Source organism: Streptomyces sp. NPDC002076 (assembly GCF_053593835.1).
This window is the reverse complement of record NZ_JBSFDI010000001.1, coordinates 402,107-419,041: the sequence shown is the minus strand read 5'-3', so window position 1 is coordinate 419,041 and position 16,935 is coordinate 402,107. Positions and strand designations below refer to the sequence as shown.

At 71.9% G+C, this 16,935-nt stretch carries 19 protein-coding genes; 8 read left to right on the top strand and 11 right to left on the bottom strand.

What is annotated here, in order from left to right:
• Positions 1-28 precede the first annotated feature (28 nt).
• Both ACWCQS_RS01975 and ACWCQS_RS01970 read left to right on the top strand, forming a co-directional pair.
• Positions 29-1,312 (top strand): thymidine phosphorylase, encoded by a 1,284-nt coding sequence (locus ACWCQS_RS01975; protein ID WP_451002665.1) that lies wholly within the window; start codon positions 29-31, stop codon positions 1,310-1,312.
• A 95-nt stretch (positions 1,313-1,407) separates the two neighbouring features.
• Entirely contained in the window at positions 1,408-1,983 is a 576-nt protein-coding gene (locus tag ACWCQS_RS01970; RefSeq protein ID WP_451002664.1) for a Uma2 family endonuclease, read from the top strand.
• A 7-nt stretch (positions 1,984-1,990) separates the two neighbouring features.
• Here the strand turns inward: ACWCQS_RS01970 and ACWCQS_RS01965 are convergent, their stop codons facing one another.
• Positions 1,991-2,911: an AEC family transporter gene (locus ACWCQS_RS01965; protein WP_451002663.1), complete on the bottom strand. Its 921-nt coding sequence runs from the start codon at positions 2,909-2,911 to the stop codon at positions 1,991-1,993.
• A gap of 67 nt (positions 2,912-2,978) precedes the next feature.
• Between ACWCQS_RS01965 and ACWCQS_RS01960 the strand changes: the two genes are divergently transcribed.
• Positions 2,979-3,365 (top strand): STAS domain-containing protein, encoded by a 387-nt coding sequence (locus ACWCQS_RS01960; RefSeq protein ID WP_451002662.1) that lies wholly within the window; start codon positions 2,979-2,981, stop codon positions 3,363-3,365.
• Here ACWCQS_RS01960 and ACWCQS_RS01955 read toward each other — a convergent pair.
• The 3 genes from ACWCQS_RS01955 to ACWCQS_RS01945 all read right to left on the bottom strand — a co-directional run bounded on the left by ACWCQS_RS01955 (position 3,249) and on the right by ACWCQS_RS01945 (position 6,902).
• Positions 3,249-4,262: a sigma-70 family RNA polymerase sigma factor gene (locus tag ACWCQS_RS01955; protein ID WP_451002661.1), complete on the bottom strand. Its 1,014-nt coding sequence runs from the start codon at positions 4,260-4,262 to the stop codon at positions 3,249-3,251. The genes ACWCQS_RS01960 and ACWCQS_RS01955 overlap by 117 nt on opposite strands.
• 108 nt (positions 4,263-4,370) lie before the next feature.
• Entirely contained in the window at positions 4,371-5,513 is a 1,143-nt protein-coding gene (gene dnaN / locus ACWCQS_RS01950) for a DNA polymerase III subunit beta (protein WP_451002660.1), read from the bottom strand.
• 99 nt (positions 5,514-5,612) lie between these two features.
• Positions 5,613-6,902 carry an MFS transporter gene (locus ACWCQS_RS01945; protein WP_451002659.1) on the bottom strand — a complete coding sequence of 430 codons (1,290 nt, stop codon included), beginning with the start codon at positions 6,900-6,902 and terminating at the stop codon, positions 5,613-5,615.
• A gap of 63 nt (positions 6,903-6,965) precedes the next feature.
• Here ACWCQS_RS01945 and ACWCQS_RS01940 point away from each other — a divergent pair, with 63 nt between their 5' ends.
• A complete protein-coding gene (locus ACWCQS_RS01940; RefSeq protein ID WP_451002658.1) occupies positions 6,966-7,928 on the top strand; it encodes a LysR family transcriptional regulator in 963 nt (320 codons plus the stop codon).
• Between the two features lie 22 nt (positions 7,929-7,950).
• On the opposite strand, the gene ACWCQS_RS01935 is transcribed toward ACWCQS_RS01940, so the two are convergent.
• Positions 7,951-8,712 (bottom strand): prolyl oligopeptidase family serine peptidase, encoded by a 762-nt coding sequence (locus ACWCQS_RS01935; protein ID WP_451002657.1) that lies wholly within the window; start codon positions 8,710-8,712, stop codon positions 7,951-7,953.
• A gap of 123 nt (positions 8,713-8,835) precedes the next feature.
• Between ACWCQS_RS01935 and ACWCQS_RS01930 the strand changes: the two genes are divergently transcribed.
• Together ACWCQS_RS01930 and ACWCQS_RS01925 are read left to right on the top strand one after the other, a co-directional pair.
• Positions 8,836-9,999: an adenosine deaminase gene (locus ACWCQS_RS01930; protein WP_451002656.1), complete on the top strand. Its 1,164-nt coding sequence runs from the start codon at positions 8,836-8,838 to the stop codon at positions 9,997-9,999.
• Between the two features lie 149 nt (positions 10,000-10,148).
• A complete protein-coding gene (locus ACWCQS_RS01925; protein ID WP_451002655.1) occupies positions 10,149-10,517 on the top strand; it encodes an ATP-binding protein in 369 nt (122 codons plus the stop codon).
• 83 nt (positions 10,518-10,600) lie between these two features.
• Here the strand turns inward: ACWCQS_RS01925 and ACWCQS_RS01920 are convergent, their stop codons facing one another.
• The 5 genes from ACWCQS_RS01920 to afsQ1 all read right to left on the bottom strand — a co-directional run bounded on the left by ACWCQS_RS01920 (position 10,601) and on the right by afsQ1 (position 14,486).
• A complete protein-coding gene (locus ACWCQS_RS01920) occupies positions 10,601-10,801 on the bottom strand; it encodes a PspC domain-containing protein (RefSeq protein WP_388620020.1) in 201 nt (66 codons plus the stop codon).
• Positions 10,802-10,913: 112 nt separating this feature from the next.
• The gene (locus ACWCQS_RS01915) at positions 10,914-11,480 is read right to left on the bottom strand and encodes a VanZ family protein (RefSeq protein WP_450981618.1); all 567 of its coding nucleotides are present in this window, start codon (positions 11,478-11,480) and stop codon (positions 10,914-10,916) included.
• 110 nt (positions 11,481-11,590) lie between these two features.
• Positions 11,591-12,208 carry a hypothetical protein gene (locus tag ACWCQS_RS01910; protein WP_451002654.1) on the bottom strand — a complete coding sequence of 206 codons (618 nt, stop codon included), beginning with the start codon at positions 12,206-12,208 and terminating at the stop codon, positions 11,591-11,593.
• The gene (locus ACWCQS_RS01905; protein ID WP_451002653.1) at positions 12,208-13,812 is read right to left on the bottom strand and encodes an ATP-binding protein; all 1,605 of its coding nucleotides are present in this window, start codon (positions 13,810-13,812) and stop codon (positions 12,208-12,210) included. The genes ACWCQS_RS01910 and ACWCQS_RS01905 overlap by 1 nt, the downstream gene beginning before the upstream one ends.
• Positions 13,809-14,486, bottom strand: a complete 678-nt coding sequence (gene afsQ1, locus ACWCQS_RS01900; RefSeq protein WP_031024517.1) for a two-component system response regulator AfsQ1 — start codon at positions 14,484-14,486, stop codon at positions 13,809-13,811. Before afsQ1 ends, ACWCQS_RS01905 begins: the two co-directional genes overlap by 4 nt.
• A gap of 240 nt (positions 14,487-14,726) precedes the next feature.
• Here afsQ1 and ACWCQS_RS01895 point away from each other — a divergent pair, with 240 nt between their 5' ends.
• Positions 14,727-15,467, top strand: coding sequence for a SigE family RNA polymerase sigma factor (locus ACWCQS_RS01895; protein ID WP_451002652.1), 741 nt, complete (start codon positions 14,727-14,729; stop codon positions 15,465-15,467).
• 218 nt (positions 15,468-15,685) lie between these two features.
• Here ACWCQS_RS01895 and ACWCQS_RS01890 read toward each other — a convergent pair whose 3' ends face one another.
• Positions 15,686-16,324: a uridine kinase family protein gene (locus ACWCQS_RS01890; RefSeq protein WP_451002651.1), complete on the bottom strand. Its 639-nt coding sequence runs from the start codon at positions 16,322-16,324 to the stop codon at positions 15,686-15,688.
• Positions 16,325-16,451: 127 nt separating this feature from the next.
• Here ACWCQS_RS01890 and ACWCQS_RS01885 point away from each other — a divergent pair, with 127 nt between their 5' ends.
• Positions 16,452-16,856 carry a hypothetical protein gene (locus tag ACWCQS_RS01885; protein ID WP_451002650.1) on the top strand — a complete coding sequence of 135 codons (405 nt, stop codon included), beginning with the start codon at positions 16,452-16,454 and terminating at the stop codon, positions 16,854-16,856.
• The last annotated feature ends 79 nt before the right edge of the window (positions 16,857-16,935 follow it).

Here is a 16,935-nt window from a genome sequence, read left to right as displayed (position 1 = left end):
TCGCACCTCCGGAAGGAAGCCACCAGCCATGGCCATGGACGCCATCTCCGTGATCCGCACCAAGCGGGACCGCGGCGAGCTGACCGACGAGCAGATCGACTGGGTCATCGACGCGTACACCCGCGGCGAGGTCGCCGACGAGCAGATGTCCTCGCTCGCCATGGCGATCCTGCTCAACGGCATGAACCGGCGCGAGATCGCCCGCTGGACGGCGGCCATGATCGCCTCCGGCGAGCGCATGGACTTCTCCACCCTGTCCCGCCCGACAGCCGACAAGCACTCGACGGGTGGCGTCGGCGACAAGATCACGCTCCCGCTGGCCCCCCTCGTCGCGGCCTGCGGTGCCGCGGTCCCGCAGCTCTCCGGCCGGGGCCTCGGCCACACGGGCGGCACTCTGGACAAGCTGGAGTCGATCCCGGGCTGGCGCGCGCTGCTCTCGAACGAGGAGATGCTGTCCGTGCTGGAGGGGACCGGCGCGGTGATCTGCGCGGCGGGCGACGGCCTGGCCCCTGCGGACAAGAAGCTGTACGCGCTGCGGGACGTGACGGGCACGGTGGAGGCGATCCCGCTCATCGCCTCCTCGATCATGTCGAAGAAGATCGCCGAGGGCACGGGCTCGCTGGTGCTGGACGTGAAGGTGGGCAGCGGCGCCTTCATGAAGACGCTGGACGACGCCCGCGAACTGGCGACCACCATGGTCGGCCTGGGCACCGACCACGGCGTGAAGACGGTGGCCCTGCTGACCGACATGTCGACCCCGCTGGGCCTGACGGCCGGCAACGCGCTGGAGGTCCGCGAGTCGGTGGAGGTCCTGGCGGGCGGCGGCCCGGCGGACGTGGTGGAACTGACGCTGGCCCTGGCGCGCGAGATGCTGGAGGCGGCCGGGGTGAAGGACGCCGACCCGGCGAAGGCCCTGGCCGACGGCTCGGCGATGGACGTCTGGCGCCGCATGATCGCGGCGCAGGGCGGCGACCCGGACGCGGTGCTGCCCACGTCGAAGGAACAGCACGTGATCAAGGCGCCGTCCTCGGGTGTCCTGACCCGCCTGGACGCCTACGGCATCGGAGTCGCGGCCTGGCGCCTCGGCGCCGGCCGCGCCCGCAAGGAGGACCCGGTGCAGGCGGCGGCGGGCGTCGAGATGCACGCCAAGCCGGGCGACACGGTGACGGAGGGCCAGCCCCTCCTGACCCTCCACACGGACACCCCCGAGCGCTTCGAGTACGCGCTGCAGGCGGTGCAGGGCTCGTACGACATCGCCGCACCGGGCACGGACTTCACGCCGTCGCCGGTGGTGCTGGAACGTATCGCCTGACCTGCGGTTTCCTCGTACGGGTGAACGGGACCGGTGGACCGCCGCCGGTCCCGTTCGGCATGCTGGGATCGGTGACACACCGATGGGAGATCGCCATGAGCGCACTCGCCGCCGAGTCCGGGTCCCCGAGGGAAACGGACTGGGACGAGATCGTCCGTGTCTGGGAGGAGACGGACGCTCCCGAGGGCAGCAAGGTGGAGATCATCGAAGGGGTCGTCACCGTGCCGCCTCCGTCGTCCAAGGACCACAACACCACGCGTCGTCTGTACACCAAGATCCCGGAGGCCTGGGAGATCTACCAGACGCTGGGTCTCGAGTTCCCGGGCTGCTCGGACCTCTTCGTGCCCGACTTGGCGGTGCTCCCCGTCGAGGCGGTTCTGGGCGCCGGGAACCGTGTTCCTGCGGATGAGGCGGAGCTGGTCGTGGAGATCACGTCGAAGCGCAACGCCAACCACGACCGGATCAAGAAGGTGCACGGGTACGCGCGGGCCGGTGTACCTCTCTACCTCCTGCTCGACCCCTGGCATAGCGGTCGCCCGACAGCGACGCTCTACGGAGCACCGGAGAACGGCACCTACCGCGTCCTGCATTCAGTCGAGTACGGCGAGAGGCTCACTCTGCCCGCGCCCTTCGAGCTGGACATCGACACGAGCGTCTTCCCTCTGAGCTGACCTGGCGTCACCCCAACACCGCCGCCACCCCCACCAGCACCGGCACCGACACCACGGTCGAGAGCAGGATCGACTCGCGGGCCAGGCCTTCGGCCACGCGGTAGCGGCTCGCGTAGGTGAAGATGTTCTGCGCGCCTGGGAGGGCCGAGGTCACCACCACGTCCAGCAGGGGGGCGCCGCGGAGGTGGCAGACCGCCGCCGCCAGGGCCCATGCCACCAGTGGCTGGCCCACGGACTTCAACGCCACGGACAGCAGGACCAGTTGGCGGTCCCGGCCCCGGCCGGGGGCCGAACTGCCGTGCAGCGACATGCCGAAGGCCAGCAGGGCCGCCGGGACGGACATGTTGCCGATCAGGGTCAGGGGATTCAGGAGCGGGCCGGGGATGGTCCAGCCCGCCGCCGACACCACGACCCCCGACAGCGACCCCACCGCTATGGGATTGCGCAGCGGTGTCAGCAGGCGCCGCCACAGCGTGCCCTTCTCGCCCATGCCGGACAGGTCCAGGATCGTCAGCGTGACCGGGGCCACCAGGACCACCTGGAACAGCAGCACCGGCGCCACCAGCGACGCGTCGCCCAGGACGTACGCCGCGATCGGAATACCGAGGTTGCCCGAGTTGACGTAACCGGAGCACAGGGCACCGATGGTCGTACGTCCCACGCCCCAGCGGCGTACGGTACCCACCGCCACGAAGGCCCCGACGACCGCCGCCGTGCTCAGCGCCGTCACCAGCAGGCGAGCCGAGAACAGCACCGACAGGTCGGCGCGCGCGAGGGTCGTGAACAGGAGCGCGGGGCCCGCCACCGTGAAGGCCAGCCGGGTCAGCACCTCGCCGCCCTGCGTCCCGAGCGTCCCGCGCCGCCCGAGCACATAGCCCACCCCGATGACGACCGCGATCACCGCGAACCCGCTCAGCACCCCCGTCACACGGTCAACCCTCCGAGGAGAACGGGGAACCGGTCAATGTGATCTGTGTCGGCGGTGATCGATGCCGATGAGTTCCGCCCGGTCCGCCGGTCTACCGCACGTGGACGCCAAGGAACCCGCCGTGCTCGTGCTGCCCGGCCCCGTCACCCGGGACGAGGTGGCGGCGCTGTGTGCCCGGGTGCAGATGCTGCTGGCGGGCAGTGGGGCCCGCTTCGTCGTGTGCGACGTGGGCGGGCTCGGGCCCCCGGGCCTGGCCGCAGTGGACCTGCTGGCCCGGCTGGAGCTGGCCGCCCGCCGGGCCGGCGGGCGGATCCGGCTGCGGGACCCCGATCCCGCGCTACACGCCCTTCTCGACCTCGTCGGGCTCCGCTTCCAGATGGAGGGGGAGGCCGAAGAGCGGGAACCAGCGCTTGGTGTCGAGGAAGCAGTGGAGACCGGTGATCCGGCCCCCTGACAGCTCCAGCACCTGCACGGCCCAGGGAGCGAAACCGCCCTGTTCCTCGTCCGGCTTGTAGTGCGCGAACCCCGGCAGTCCGTTGACCTGCACCGGCAGCAGGCGGGAGCCGGCACAGGAGGCGCCGAGCGTCGACATGAAACCGGTGATGTCGGCGGGGCCGCGCAGCCACAGGTCGAACGGCGGCATCGTCATGATGGCGTCCTCCTGCAGCAGCGCCGTCAGCGCCGTCATGTCGTAGCCCTCGAAGGCTTTGACATAGCGCTCCAGGAGTTTCTGCTGCTCCTCGTCGAGAGGATCGGACACCGCGCCCTCGGGGCTCGCGTCCGCGCGCTCCGCGAGCGTGGCCCGCGCCCGCTGCAGCGCGCTGTTGACCGAGGCGACCGAGGTGTCCAGCAGCTCGGCGACCTCGCTCGCCTTCCAGGCCAGCACCTCGCGCAGGATCAGCACCGCCCGCTGCTTGGGCGGCAGTTGCTGGAGGGCCGCCATGAAGGCCAGCCGGATCGACTCCTTCGCGACGGCGGCCTCCGCCGGATCGTCGACCGTGGGCAGCACGCGCGCGTCCGGCATCGGCTCCAGCCAGGTGTGGTCGGGGCGGGGGGAGAGCGCGACCTGCGCGAGCGGTGTCGATTCCGTCAGGTCCATCGGTCTCGCCCGCTTGTTGCCCGCCGTCAGCATGTCCAGGCACACGTTCGTCGCGATCCGGTACAGCCACGAGCGCAGGCTGGAGCGGCCCTCGAACTTGTCGTAGCTCCGCCACGCCCGCACCAGGGTGTCCTGCACCGCGTCCTCCGCCTCGAAGGAGGAGCCGAGCATCCGGTAGCAGTACCCGGTCAGTTCGGTCCGGTGCTTCTCCAGTGCGACGTCGAGGTCCGCCGTCGCCGTGCTGTCGCCCATCGTCCACCCACCCCTGTGGCCGTCCCTGTGGCGCGCCATCGCGCCCCAGCACTTCGGAAGCTACCGCAGCCCACTGACAATGGCCCCCCGAGTCCGGAAAAGCGCAGCTCAGACCAGTTGCTTCACGGACATGAGCAGATGCCGGTGCCCCTCTGCCACCCCGGTGCCGCAAAGCAGCGCCCGCTGCCCGGCCCCGAGCAGCTCCATCCGCAGCCCGGTGCCCTCGAAGGAGGTCAGCGCGTCGAGCAGATACGCCGGGTTGAACGCCACGGTGACCTCCGCCGCGCCGCGCAGGACGGCCGGCAGCCGCTGTGCGGCCACGTCGTCGCCGTAGCCCGCCCGCACCAGCAGCGAGCTCTCGGCCGCGGTGAAGTCCAGCCGCACCGGGCTGTTCGCCTCCGCCACCACCGCCACCCGGCGCACCGCCTCCGCCAGCGCCCCGGCCGCCACCTCGGCGACCGCGGCCCCCGTCAGCTCGAACAGCGACCCGTACCCCGGCAGCCGCCCCTCCAGCCGCCGCAGCACCGTCCGCGCGCCCCCGCCCTCGAACCCGCCCTCGAACCCGATCACGCCCCCGCCGGTCCTCGCCCGCGGATCCAGTCCGATCCGCACGGTCCCGCACCGCGCCAGCGCCCGCGCCGCCTCCAGCAGCCGCCGCGCGGGCACCAGCACCTCCACCGGATCCCCGGCCGCCCCCGCCCCCGGCTTCCACTCCAGCCGCCGTACCGCATAGCGGTACCGGTCGGACGCCGACAGGGTCATCTCGTCGCCGTCCAGACGGAGCTGGATCCCGGTGAGCACCGGCAGCGTGTCGTCGCGGCCCGCCGCCACCGCCACCTGCCCGACGGCCGTCGCGAACGCCTCCGCGTCCACCGCGCCGTACTCCGGGGGCGTCTCGGGCAGCGCGGGATACTCCTCGTACGGCAACGTCGACAGCCCGAACCGGGTGCCGTCCGCCTCCACGGTGAACCGCGTCCCCTCCAGCGCACAGCTCACCGGGCCCTCGGGCACCACCCGGCACACGTCCAGCAGTCTGCGCCCCGGCACCAGCACCCGGCCGGCCGCCGTCACCTCGGCCGCCGCCTCCGCCCGGATCGCGGTCTCGAAGTCGAACCCGGACACCGCCAGCCGCCCCGCCTGAGCGGCCAGCACCAGTCCGCCGAGCACGGGCACCGGCGTCCGGGCGGGCAGCGCGCGTGCCGCTCTCCCCACGGCCTCCGCCAGCTCCCCGCGCGTGATCCGGAACTCCATACGGCAAACCCCCTGCATCGACGGACCAGTTGTCCGGCAGACGCTATCCGCGCCCACTGACAACCGGCCCCGAGCAGGGGGAACGCCGTGCTCAGCGCCTCACGCCACGACCGGCTCCCGCCGGGCCGCCACCCGGGCCGCGCGCGTGCCGAGCACCGTGATGGTGACGACGCCGGCGACCGCGAGCAGACCGACGCCGACCGTGCCGCCCCAGCCGCCGGCGTGGAAGGCCGTCGCACCGACCGTGCTGCCGACGCTGGAGCCGATGTAGTACATGGACTGGTACAGGGCCGAGGCCTGGGCGCGGCCCCGCGTGGCCGTCTTGCTGACCGCCGAGGAGGCGACCGCGTGGCCCGCGAAGAAGCCCGCCGTGATCAGCACCAGGCCCAGCAGGACCAGCGGCAGGGAGGGGGCCAGAGAGAGCAGCAGGCCCGCCGCCGTCGTACCGCCCGCCAGGTACAGCGCACCCCGGCGGCCGAGCCGGCCCACCAGCCGGCCCGCCGTGGACGCCGACACCGTGCCCACCAGGTAGACCAGGAAGATCGAGCCGATGATGCCCTGCGGCAGCCCGAACGGCGCACCCGTCAGCCGGTAGCCGATCACCGTGTACACACCGCCGAACACCGTCATGAACAGCGCGCCGATCGCGTACAGCCGCCGCAGCAGCGGGTTCGCGAGGTGGTCGCGGACCGTGCCGAGCAGGACCCCGGGCCGCAGCGAACCGGCCGTGAAGTGCTTCGGCGCCGGCAGCAGCAGCCGGAAGGCGATCGCGCATCCGACGGCGATCACGCCGATCACGCCGACGGCCGTCCGCCAGCCCCACTCCTGGGCCACCCAGCCGGTGATCACCCGGCCGCTCATGCCGCCCACGCTGTTGCCCGCGACGAACAGGCCGATCGCCGTGACCAGCGCCTTCGGCCGGACCTCCTCGGCCAGATAGGCCTGCGCCGAGGCCGGCAGACCGGCCAGCGCCGCGCCCTGCACCGCCCGCAGCACCACCAGCACCCCGAGCGACGGCGCGAACGGCACCAGCAGTCCCACGGTCACCGCGACGGCCAGCGAGGCCGTCATCACCGTACGGCGGCCGTAGCGCTCGGAGAGGGCGCTCATGGGCAGGACGAACAGGGCCAGTCCGCCGGTCGCGGCCGCCACGGTCCAGCTCGCCTCGCTCGCCGCGACCCCGAACTCGCCGGAGATCAGCGGCAGCAGGGCCTGCGTGGAGTACAGGAGGGCGAAGGTCGCGACTCCGGCGAGGAAGAGGGCGAGGCTCATCCGGCGGTAGCCGGGCCCGCCCGGGGTCATACGGGAGTCGGAGGCGGAGGCGGAGGTGTCGGGGACGTTCGGTGCGGCGCCCACGACGGTGGACGCCCCGGTACTGGCGGGAGACATGCCTCGACCGTAGGTACGGGCCGTCTCATCCGTCCAATGCATGGAATCGCCATAATCGTTCCCATGCAGCATCAGCAGAGCTCACAGCCTCGCCTGTCACCGAACAGTGACACAGAAGACATGTCCGCGATGTCGCGGGTGCTGGCGCCCCGCCTCGCCTACTTCGCCGGCGTGGCCCGCACCGAGCACGTCACCCGCGCCGCCCACGAGATGAACGTCCCCCAGTCCACCCTCTCCCGCGCGATGGCCCGCCTGGAGCAGGACCTGGGCGTCGACCTGTTCGCCCGGCACGGCCGCACGGTCTCCCTGACCCCGGCCGGCCGCACCTTCCTCACCTCCGTCGAACGCGCCCTCGCCGAGATCGAGCGGGCAGCCGAGGAGGTACGCGCCGACGCCGACCCGGCCACCGGCAAGGTCGCCTTCGGCTTCCTGCACACCATGGGCGCCGAGACCGTCCCCGGCCTTCTGCACGCCTTCCGCGAGGACCACCCGGGCGTCCGCTTCAGCCTGGTCCAGAACTACGGCGAGGCCATGCTGGAGGGCCTGCGCGCCGGCGAGCTGGACCTCTGCCTCACCTCACCGGTCCCCGACGCCCCCGATCTGATCGCCCGCCGCCTGGACGAGCAGAAACTCCGCCTGGTCGTCCCCGCCGACCACCGCCTGGCCTCCCGCCGCCGCATCCGCCTCGCCGAGGCTGCCGACGAATCCTGGGTCACCCTGGAACCCGGCTACGGCCTGCGCCGCATCTTCGACTCCCTGTGCCGGGAGGCCGGCTTCCGCCCGAGGGTCGCCTTCGAGGGCGAGGAGGCGGAGACCCTGAGGGGTCTGGTGGCGGCGGGCCTGGGGGTCGCCCTCCTGCCACCGCCGACCGTCCCCAGGCCAGGGGTCGTGGAGCTGACGGTGACGGCCCCGAGGGCGGTACGGGAGATCGGCGTGGCATGGCTGGCGGACCGCCCGGACACCCCGCCGGTGGCGGCGTTCAAGAAGTTCCTGCTCTCGAGACGGGGCAGCTTGCTGCCAGCCTGAGCGGCGCCGGCCCACAGGGGCTCTACCGCTTCAACGACCTACCGAACCCCGCGGCCAACGGCATCCGGAGCCCGATCGGCGGCGGAGCGGCCAGCGCGTCCTCGACAGGGCGGGACACGGAGTGCCCGAACAGCGCCCCCATCATGAAATCGACGGCCAGCCAGGCCACTTCGTCCCGATGCCCATGCAGCCCGTGCCCGTCGGAATGCACCTCGAACCGGCACACCTCCCGGTTCACCTTCTTCGCCCGCGCCGCGAACCGGAACGACAGCTCGGGATCGGTCCGCTCGTCGTTCGTGCCGTGCACGATCAGCACCCGCCGCCCGACGAGCTGCTTCACCGGCTCGGCAGGCGCGGCCACATCGTCCTCCGGCAGCCAAGGAGCCAGGGCGACAACGGAGTTGACGGCCTCATGCCCACCGGCCCGCAGCGCCGCCCGGCCGCCCATGTCCATCCCGACCAGGCACACGGGAACGTCCCCGTACCGTCGTACGACCTCGTCGGCCGCCCACTCCGCGTCCGCCGCCAGATGTGCCTCGCTGCCGTTCCAGCCCCGGTACCGGTAGTGGACGGGATGGACGGCCAGTCCCTCCTCCCGCCCCGCGCGAGCGAACCGCCGGCCCAGCGAGCGCAGCGCGGTCGCCGCCCGAACGAGGGATGGCCCGCGGTCGGAGACCTCCTCCCCGCCGGGGAGCAGCACCACCGCTCCGCACACCGTCGTCGGCTCCGGGCCGACTGCCTTTCCCAGCCTGGCCGTTCGGGCCGGCGTCGCTTGCTGTCCCATGGCAGAACAGTGTCAGAAGGAGCGGTGTACGAAACCCTTACGTGCGGTCACCTTTGCGTATCGGCGGAAAAGCGATGTCGCCGATTCCCGGTCTTCTACGCGCGTAGGCGTTACAGTGCGGAAATGACGAGCCAGACCGCACCGACCGGGACGCTTCCGACGCCGGACCAGATCCGCCGGGCGCCCAAGGTTCTGCTGCACGACCACCTCGACGGCGGGCTCCGCCCCGGAACCGTCGTCGAACTCGCCCAGGAGACCGGCTACTCGGAGCTGCCCGAGACCGATCCGGACAAGCTGGGCCTCTGGTTCCGCGAGGCCGCCGACTCCGGCTCGCTGGAACGGTATCTGGAGACCTTCAGGCACACCGTCGGCGTGATGCAGACGCGGGAGGCACTCGTCCGGGTGGCCCGCGAGTGCGCCGAGGACCTCGCGGAGGACGGGGTCGTCTATGCCGAGGTGCGGTACGCCCCCGAGCAGCACCTGGAGCGCGGGCTGACCCTGGAGGAGGTGGTCGAGGCCGTCAACGAGGGGTTCCGGCAGGGCGAGCGGCTCGCCCGGGAGAACGGCCGTCGCGTTCGGGTCGGCGCCCTGCTGACCGCCATGCGGCACGCCGCCCGCTCCCTGGAGATCGCCGAGCTCGCCAACCGCTACCGGGACTCCGGAGTCGTCGGATTCGACATCGCGGGCGCCGAGGCCGGCTATCCGCCCACCCGGCACCTGGACGCCTTCGAGTACCTCAAGCGCGAGAACAACCACTTCACCATCCACGCCGGCGAGGCCTTCGGGCTGCCGTCCATCTGGCAGGCGCTGCAGTGGTGCGGCGCCGACCGGCTCGGGCACGGGGTGCGGATCATCGACGACATCGAGGTCCGCGAGGACGGCTCCGTGACGCTCGGCCGGCTGGCGTCGTACGTCCGTGACAAGCGGATCCCGCTGGAACTGTGCCCCAGCTCCAACCTGCAGACCGGGGCGGCGCCCTCCTACGCCGAGCACCCGATCGGACTGCTGCGCCGGCTGCACTTCCGGGCCACCGTGAACACCGACAACCGGCTGATGTCGCACACCAGCATGAGCCAGGAATTCGAGCATCTGGTCGATGCCTTCGGTTACACGCTCGATGATCTGCAATGGTTCTCCGTCAATGCGATGAAATCAGCGTTCATTCCTTTCGATGAACGACTCGCCATGATCAATGACGTCGTCAAGCCCGGATATGCGGAGCTGAAATCCGAATGGCTGTTCCGGCAGACGGCCTCCACCAGCGGATCTGCCGATTCGGAGGGCTAGTCGCCCCCGGACCCCTCCACGGAATGCGGACGCGCCTTCACAGGCCGTCCGCATTTCGGTGTTTGCGGCGGGCGGCCCGGCATGTTTACGGTCGTGGACCGCTCAGATCGTTCGTGATCTCCGTCTCCGCATTCAAGGACGCATTCACCATGAAGCAGTCTGCTGCCAAGACCCTCGGTGTCGCCGCCCTCGGTGCCGCCTTCGCCGCCGTCGGCGCCGGAGCGGCCAACGCGGCCCCGGCCGTCCCCGACGCCGCCCAGGCCACGCAGGCGCTGGACTCCGTCACCAGGACGCTGCCGGCCGAGAACGTCTCCAAGGCGCTGCCGGGCGCCGCCCAGGTGCTCACCCAGGGGCAGGGTGCCGTGGGTGCAGGGACGGCCGCCGCGCAGCCGGCCGTCCAGAACGTGCTCGCCAAGGGCCCGACCGCGCCGGTCGCCGGGCTGCTCGGCGGGCTGCCGCTGCACAACACCGGCCTGCCCACGCACGGTGTGCCGGTGAACGGGATCCCGCTCGGCTGACGCCGATGCCGACGGCCGTACGACGCCGCTGGGGCGCCCCGGAACCGTCCGAGGGCGCCCCAGCGGCGTTCACGCGTCCGCTCTCACCAGGCGGTGCGTGTCTTGTCCTCGGCCGGCAGCAGGATCCACAGGGCTATGTAGAGCAGGAACTGCGGTCCCGGCAGCAGGCAGGAGAGCAGGAAGATCACCCGCATCGTCGTCGCGGAGATGCCGAAGCGCCGTGCCAGTGCGGCGCAGACTCCGCCGATCACGCGGCCGTGGGTGGGGCGGGCAAGGGCGGACATGGCGACTCCTCCGTGGTCGTCGGCTCGCTCGTCGAGCCGGGGCCGGGGACGCCCCGGTGGCGTCCCTCGACCGTCTTCCACAGTAGGGAGACGAAGCGGGCGAAGCGTCGCTCTACGGGGCGATCCCGACCCTGGGAATCGTCGGGGTGCGACCCTGAGGCAGCTCCTCCTGCACGGTGACGGGCGGCTCCGCCCCGGCGTCCGGCCGTGCGTCCCGGCGTCGCAGCCAGGCACGGCCCGCCGGTACGACGGCCAGATGGGCCAGGGCGACGCCCGCCGTGTTCAGCAACAGCGAGTCGACGTCCACGACCCTGCCGGGCACGCCGGTCTGCAGCAGGGCTATGCCGGTGGAGACGAGGGCACCCGCGGCGGTCGTACGGACCAGGGAGGAGAGCGGGGAGCCGGTGAGCCTGCCGTGTGCCATCGGCAGCAGCACACCCAGCGGGGCGAGCAGGGCCAGGCCCTCGCCGATGCGTCTGGCGGCCTGCGGCCAGCCCAGGGCCAGGTCGGCCCGGATGCCGGCGAAGGGGTGCAGGTTGGGAGGCGTGACCCAGGGGACGTCCAGGGGTCGCAGCATCAGCCAGGCGACGAGGGCGAGGTGGGCGACGAGGAGGACACCTCCCGTCACCCGGACATGGATCGCGGCGCTGCCGCCGCCTATGGAGCCTTGACGCTGCACGCCCCCCTAGACGCCACGCCGGTGCCGATCGGTTCCGCGCCGCGACGTTCCGGTCGCCCTGTGCTGTGGAAAGGGGTTTCGCCGCGGGGGTTCCGGTTCGCTGCCGGGCGCTATCTCCCCGCGACCACGCTCGACGGCGGCTCCGCGCTGCCCGGCCGGTCGCGGACGTCGTCCGTGCAGTCGTAGCGGCGCAGTGGCCCGGTGTCCGGGCCGCCGAGGATGACCGAGCCGTCGTCCTCCGTCGCCGCCGAGTCGGAGAGGGTGCACACGATCTGGGCGAGGGCGTAGGAGGTGAGCCGGGACGGTGCCGTGCTCAGGCGGAGTGCGTCCTCCGGGTCCCCGTGGCCGGGCCCGCGCACCGTGAGGCCGCCAGGCACGTACGTCGTATAGCCGGCGGAGCGCTCCGCGGCGGACGGGGACGCGGCGAGCTGGTCCAGAAGCCCCTGCGCCACGATCACGCGGCGCCGCGCGTCCGGGGTGCCCTCGGGGACGCGCACCGTCCGGTCGACGGTCACCAGGGACGCCCCGCAGAGCAGGAAGACCTGCACGGGCACGCCCTGCGAGGACTGCTTGGCCAGGTCCGGGCCGGCCAGCGAGCACGGCACCCGGGAAGGCGCCGCCCCGAAGTCGGTCGGCACCTGGGTGGCCCGGATGCCGCAGCCGGAGAGCAGCAGGCCGAGGAGGGGCAGCGCCAGCAGGCGTCGCACGGTCAGGCGTCGTACGGACATCACCCCTCCTTTCCTGAACTTCCGGGGCTTCCGGGGTTCCCGGAAGCGTCCTTGTCGGTCTTGTCGCCCTCGTCGGTCTCCTCCGTGAGCCGGGAGGCGTCCCGCGGCAGCCGCAGGGTGAACACCGCGCCGCCCTCGGGCGAGTTGGCGGCGCTGATCGCACCACCGTGGATGTGGGCGTTCTCCATGGCGATGGACAGGCCCAGCCCGCTGCCCTCGGAGCGCGGCCGGGAGGCGCTCGCCTTGAAGAACCGGTCGAAGACGTGCGGGAGCACGTCCTCGGGGATGCCCGGCCCGTGGTCACGCACCGCGATGACCAGGTCGTCGCCGTCTATGCGCACCGACACCCGCACCGGAGACCCGCCGTGCTTGAGCGCGTTGCCGATCAGGTTGGCGAGGATGACGTCCAGCCGGCGCGGGTCCAGGCGGGCGTGGATGCCGCGCTCGGCGTCCAGCTCGACCGCGTCCAGCCAGGCCCGGGCGTCGATGCAGGCGGTGATCTGGTCGGCGATGTCGACGTCGTCCAGGACCAGCCGGGCGGTGCCCGCGTCGAAGCGGGTGACCTCCATCAGGTTCTCGACCAGGTCGTTCAGGCGCCGGGTCTCGCTCACCACCAGCCGGACCGCGGGCTCGATCATCGGGTCGATGCCGCCGGCCTCCGACTCCAGCTCCTCCTCCAGCACCTCCGTCACGGCGGTGATGGCGGTCAGCGGCGTCCGCAGCTCATGGCTCATGTCGGCGACGAAGCGCCGCGAGGCCTCGTCCCGCGCGGCCATCTCCGCGACCCGTTGCTCCAGCGCCTCGGCGGCGTTGTTGAACGTCCGGGACAGATCGGCGAGTTCGTCGGTCCCCGACACCCGCAGCCGCGTGTCCAGCCTGCCCTCGCCGAGCCGCCGGGCGGCGACCCCCAGCCGGTGCACCGGCTTGAGCACGGTCGTGGCGGCGGCCTGCGCGAGCAGCGCGGCGCCGATCAGCGCGAGCCCGGTGGCGATGCCCAGCGACCAGGCCAGCGAGTTGAGGTCCTTCGCCTCCGGCTCCAGCGACTTGGCCATGTAGCCCGTGGGCCCGCCGCCGATCACCCGCGAACCGGCCACCAGATACGGCGTGCCGTGGTCCACGACCCGCTGCCAGTACAGGTGGTACGGCTCCTTGTTGTCGGCGGTCACCTTCTGCTGCTTGTTGACCGCCGCGCGCAGCGACCTGGGCACGTCCTCCAGCGAGAAGCCGTTGATGCCGCCCGAGTTGCCGTACACCGTCTTGCCGGCGGCGTCCTGGGCGACCAGCAGCACGCTGAAGTGCTGGCTGCTCGCGGCCATCTGGCCCGCCGCGCGCTGCAGTTCGTCCTGCGTGGGATGAGCCGGCAGCGCGCCCGCGCGGTTCTGCATCTCCTGCCGGAAGTCGCGCAGCACCGCGTCCTGGGCGCGGGTGAGCACCGCCTCCCGGTTCAGCCAGTAGGCGATGCCGGACGCCGAGACCGCGGCCGTGAGCGCCACCAGCGCGAAGACGACGACCAGGCGCAGCCTGAGGCTGGTGAACCTGAGCCGCGACAGACTTCCCGTGCGCCGCGCGGACCAGCCGCGCAGCCCCCCTTGCGTGTCGGTCACTGAGGCGCGTCCAGGCGGTAGCCGACACCACGCACGGTACGGATCAGCGTCGGGGACGACGGCACGTCCTCGACCTTCGCGCGCAGCCGCTGCACACAGGCGTCCACGAGCCGCGAGTCACCGAGATAGTCGTGCTCCCACACCAGCCGCAGCAGCTGCTGCCGGGACAGCGCCTGACCGGGCCGCCGGCTCAGCTCCAGCAGCAGCCTGAGCTCGGTCGGGGTCAGCTGCAGATCCTCGCCGTTCTTCGTCACGGTCATCGCCGACCGGTCGATGACGAGGCTGCCGAAGGTCGCCGAGTCGCTGGACTCGCGCTCTCCGCGGCGCAGCACCGCGCGGATCCGGGCGTCCAGCACCCGGCCCTGCACCGGCTTGACCACATAGTCGTCGGCGCCGGACTCCAGTCCGACCACCACGTCGATGTCGTCACTGCGCGCGGTCAGCAGGATGATCGGCAGCTGGTCGGTGCGCCGGATGCGACGGCACACCTCGAAGCCGTCGATGCCGGGCAGCATCACGTCCAGCACGATCAGGTCCGGCCGCTGCTCGCGCAGCAGCTTCAGACCGTCCTCACCGCTGGCAGCGGTCGCCACCCGGTGTCCCTGGCGCGTCAGGGAGAGCTCCAGGGCCGTACGGATGGCGTCGTCGTCCTCGATCAGCAACAGGGAAGGCACGGGCTCATTCTGGCCCATGGACGGGCTGTCGTACGACCCGCCGACACCAGGCCTTCCCCAGCGCCACCACCTGTGCACTTCCTGTGACGACACTGGATCCGGGCCCTGTGACAGGTCTGTGACAGTCGGCGGACACGGCGATGAAGTGGCCCCGGCAGTCTTTTGGGCACGGGCAGGGCGGGACGGACCGGCCGGCCCGGCAGGACCGAACCACCGGAAGTCCACCACGGGGAGCGCGAGATGAACACGCTGCACAGCATCAGCACCAGCGCCGTAGTCACGCGTCTGCACGATGTGCACCGGGGTTCCGAGAAGTCCGGTGCCGTGAGCGGGCGGGGGTGCGCTCGCGGCACCGGGCGTCAGCACACCGCCTACATGACGGTGGTCGACGCACACACGGGGGACACGCACGGGGGATCCGCGTACGGGGAGGACTCGGGGGAGCAGCGCCGTTCCCTGACGGAGGCGGAGTTCACCGCCTACGTCCAGGAGCGCCGCGCCTCCCTGTACGCCACCGCCTACCACCTGACCGGCGACCGCTTCGAGGCCGAGGACCTGCTGCAGAGCGCGCTGTTCTCGACGTACAAGGCGTGGGACCGGATCAGCGACAAGGCCGCGGTCGGCGGATACCTCCGCCGCACCATGACCAACCTGCACATCAGCGCCTGGCGGCGCCGCAAGCTCAACGAGTACCCGACCGAGGAACTGCCGGAGACGCCCTCCGACACGGACGCGATGCGCGGCACCGAACTGCGCGCGGTCCTGTGGCAGGCGCTGGCCCGGCTGCCCGAGCTCCAGCGCACCATGCTGGTCCTGCGCTACTACGAGGGCCGCACGGACCCGGAGATCGCGGAGATCCTCGACATCAGTGTCGGCACGGTGAAGTCCAGCATCTGGCGTTCGCTGCGCCGCCTGCGCGAGGACGAGGTCCTCAGCTTCGGCCGTGACGAGGAGAGCGCCTTCGGCGAACTGGTCGCCTGAAGGTCAGGGGTCACTCGGGGGTGACCCGCGGGGGGACACGGGGGAAAACGGAGGGGGACACGGGGGACCACCGGGGGAGGATCACGGGGGAAACGGGGGAAACGGGGGGGCACGGAAGCGGGACTGGAGGGTCGGGGGGCCTGTCCAGTCCCGCTGCCCCTTTTTGCGCCTGAGCCGGCGCCGCTCTCGCGGACGCGGTTGTTCGCCGTCGTGGCTGCTCAATTAATGGTTGCGGTGCTCTTCGCGTTGACATGCCGCCCCGCTGCCGCGAGCCGCCCCAGCGCCTCGTCGCGATCACAGGGATGGGCCCCCAGCGACACCTGACGGGCGACGATCGACCGCTCGGCACGCATCAGCCGCCAGCCGCGGCGCAGCAGGAACGGCACCGACTTGCGGCCCTCCTTCAGATCCCGCAGGAACCGCCGGCGGAAGGTGACGACCGGGCCGCGCGTCAGACACAGGGCGTCCGCGAGCACGCCCAGCTCCCGGCAGCGCTCGACGATCTCCGCCGCGAAGATGCCCTCCGCGATGAACAGCGGGGTACGCCCGATGTGCAGCGTCTCCTCGCCGGTACGGGCGCTCGACGAGATGTCGTACACCGGCACCGGCGTCGAACCGGTGGCACACAGCCGGGTGATGGCCTCGAGGGCGACATCCGAGTCCCAGGACTCCGGATGGTCCCAGTCGATGTCCGAACTCCCCTCCACCAAGGGCAGAGTCGGGTCGTCACCCTCCTTGTAGAAGTCGTCCAGACGCAGGACGGGGAGCCCGGAACGGACGGCGACGAGTGACTTGCCCGAGCCCGAGGGGCCGCAGAGCAGCACGACGCGGGCGGAGGACGGGGGATGAATGCTCACGGAACACCAGTTTGACGTATGGCGCCGCGCCTGCCGACCCCGCGGGTCGGCTTTTGAGCGTGACTCCCGCCTCAACTACCCTACGTGCCGACACTATTACCCTGCGCACCGTAAGGCGGCACCAGCGATGGCCCGACAGACCTCCCCTCAGCACCCCGTCGCGCAGCGCGCCCTGATCGCCCTCGCGACCGCCGGAGCGGCCCTGGGCGCGGGCGCGGCGACGGCCCACGCGAACCCCGCCGGCCCGGCCGTGGAGGTGCCGTGGCGGCCGACCTCGCTCGGTCGCATCGACCCGAATGCGGGCCTCACGGCGCTCACCGGCACGGTCGGCCATGTCACGGGCCCGCTGGCCGGCCTCAAGCCCAACCCCCTGGCGGGCACGGGCGCGGACCCCCTGGACAACGGGGTCGGCGCCCAACTGGCCGACTTCAAGCCGGCCACAACACGAATGCTGACGGCACCTGTGGCCGAGGCCCGATCACTCGGGGCGGTACCGGTAGTGGGCCAGGCCCTTGGAGTCCTGGGCCCCTGAAGGGCCCCTTCAGGGGCGCGGGGAACTGAGCGACCGGCCACGAACAAACCCGCACCCGGCGGACGACATCAGTTCCCCG